We start from the raw sequence: 2,312 nt of genomic DNA, 5'->3' as shown, positions 1-2,312 counted from the left end.
GTGTGAGGAGTAACGGAACCTGGTTTACAAAGAACCTGGCCACGCTCAACATCTTCACGACCAACACCACGGATCAATGCACCGATGTTGTCGCCAGCCTCGCCCTGATCGAGCAGCTTGCGGAACATTTCAACACCAGTAACAGTGGTCTTAGATGTATCTTTAACGCCAACGATCTCAACTTCGTCACCAACGTGAACGATGCCACGCTCTACACGACCGGTTACAACAGTACCACGGCCAGAGATAGAGAACACGTCTTCGATCGGCATCAGGAATGGCAGATCGCGTGGACGGTCAGGAGTTGGGATATAGTCGTCAACTGCAGCCATCAGCTCTACAATTTTGTCTTTGCCGATCGCGTCATCGCGGTCTTCAAGAGCAGCAAGTGCAGAACCAGCAATGATTGGAATATCATCGCCTGGGAATTCGTAGGAAGAAAGAAGTTCACGAACTTCCATTTCTACGAGTTCAAGCAGTTCTTCGTCGTCAACCTGGTCAACTTTGTTCATGAAGACAACCAGAGCAGGCACACCAACCTGACGAGCAAGCAGGATGTGCTCACGGGTCTGAGGCATTGGGCCGTCTGCAGCGTTAACAACAAGGATCGCGCCGTCCATCTGCGCAGCACCAGTGATCATGTTTTTCACATAATCAGCGTGGCCTGGGCAGTCAACGTGTGCGTAGTGACGAGCTTCGGTCTCATACTCAACGTGCGCTGTGGAGATAGTGATACCACGTGCGCGCTCTTCAGGAGCACCATCAATTTCGTCGTATGCTTTAAAATCACCAAAAGATTTAGTAATCGCAGCAGTCAGCGTAGTTTTGCCGTGATCAACGTGGCCGATTGTGCCGATGTTGACGTGCGGCTTATTACGTTCAAATTTTTCCTTCGCCATGGGCGTAGCTCTCTATTTAATCGTAGTTCCGTCGATCAAGGCTTGAAGCCAATAAAAGACCCCAAGGATTCTGTTAGGATACCTTCAGCAAAGAGCGAGAAGAGATTGGAGCGGGTGAAGGGAATCGAACCCTCGTATTCAGCTTGGAAGGCTGCTGCTCTACCATTGAGCTACACCCGCATTACCAATTTCAAGTCGATGGTGGAGGAGGTTGGATTCGAACCAACGTAGGCATAGCCAGCGGATTTACAGTCCGCCCCCTTTAGCCACTCGGGCACTCCTCCGAGATCGACCAAAATTCTCTAAAAAAGAACTTTTTGAAACTCGTTTTGCCAAACACGCCGCTTAACCGCTAAGCAGTTGCGCCGCGTCCTGTGGCGCGGTTTATGCCGCTGAGAACGCCATCTGTCAACGCCTCTTTTGCATGTGCCTGTGCAAAATCAACAAGGCAGTTAGTTTTCCCCCTTTTTTGTCGGAGAACTATCCGACGGAATCTACGTATGACCTTGCTAAATCACAGCTCTTCTCACCAAACCCGGCAATTTTGGTGCAAATTCTTTTTTTGGCAAAGTGAAAAGATTACACACATGAACACCCTCTCAAATTCACTGGACCTGCTCTTTTTATATAAGCAGCAAAAAAGGAATGTTTAGTCTCCCCTCTTTATTCCCTTGAAGCGAAAACATCACCGGAGTATCGAGAGGCTATGAGCAACTTTAAAAAACAAAAGAGCGCAGGCGGCAACCGCTGGAGCCCTGAGCAAAGTCCAGAGCGAGGCAATGATCGCCCCCATAAAAAAAGCCGGCCCGAAGGAAAACCGTCTGGTGGATTTTCAAAGGGCAAGCCCTGGCTGAAGAAATCAGCTGCTGAAGACGGCCCTTTCTATATATATGGACTTCACACCATTGAAGCCGCCTTTAGAAATCCAGGACGCACTCGCCACAAGCTCCTCATAACGCAAAATGCATTACGGCGGCTGGAAGAGCGCAATCTGAAGATTGACGTTCCGGTTGAAGAAGCCAGCCCCCGCGACATCGACAAGCTGGTTGGCAAAGATGCCGTCCATCAGGGCGCTGCACTGCTGGTGGATGCCCTTCCTGAATATGGACCGGAAGAACTCCAGGACGGTCAGCTCGTTCTGGCACTCGATCAGGTCACCGATCCGCACAATGTCGGCGCAATTCTCCGCTCCGCTGTCGCTTTGAGTGCTGACGCGGTTGTCACCACCCGCCGCCACGCACCTGAAGAAGGTCCGGTCCTTGCCAAAACAGCAAGTGGCGCACTGGATATGATCAAACACGTCCGCGTCCCGAACATGTCTCGTTTTGTCGATGAAATGAGAGATAAAGGCTATCAGGCAATCGCACTGGACAGCGAAGGCCCGAACTCCGTCGAAAATACAACATTCACGGA

2 protein-coding genes and 2 tRNA genes are annotated in these 2,312 nt (G+C 50.7%); 1 reads left to right on the top strand and 3 read right to left on the bottom strand.

Going from position 1 to position 2,312, the window contains the following annotated elements:
* The 3 genes from tuf to PPL9_RS13970 all read right to left on the bottom strand — a co-directional run.
* A partial coding sequence (gene tuf / locus PPL9_RS13980) for an elongation factor Tu (RefSeq protein ID WP_057463284.1) occupies positions 1-899 on the bottom strand: 899 nt, incomplete at its 3' end.
* A 106-nt stretch (positions 900-1,005) separates the two neighbouring features.
* Positions 1,006-1,079: transfer RNA gene (locus PPL9_RS13975), tRNA-Gly, on the bottom strand.
* Positions 1,080-1,098: 19 nt separating this feature from the next.
* Positions 1,099-1,183 (bottom strand) — tRNA-Tyr (locus PPL9_RS13970).
* A gap of 422 nt (positions 1,184-1,605) precedes the next feature.
* Here PPL9_RS13970 and PPL9_RS13965 point away from each other — a divergent pair.
* On the top strand, positions 1,606-2,312 hold a 707-nt coding region (locus PPL9_RS13965; protein ID WP_057463283.1), incomplete at its 3' end, for an RNA methyltransferase.

This window comes from Pseudovibrio sp. POLY-S9 (genome assembly GCF_001431305.1).
GTDB lineage: Bacteria > Pseudomonadota > Alphaproteobacteria > Rhizobiales > Stappiaceae > Pseudovibrio.
The sequence above is the reverse complement of the archived record's forward strand: the minus strand, read 5'-3'. Positions and strand labels throughout refer to the sequence as shown.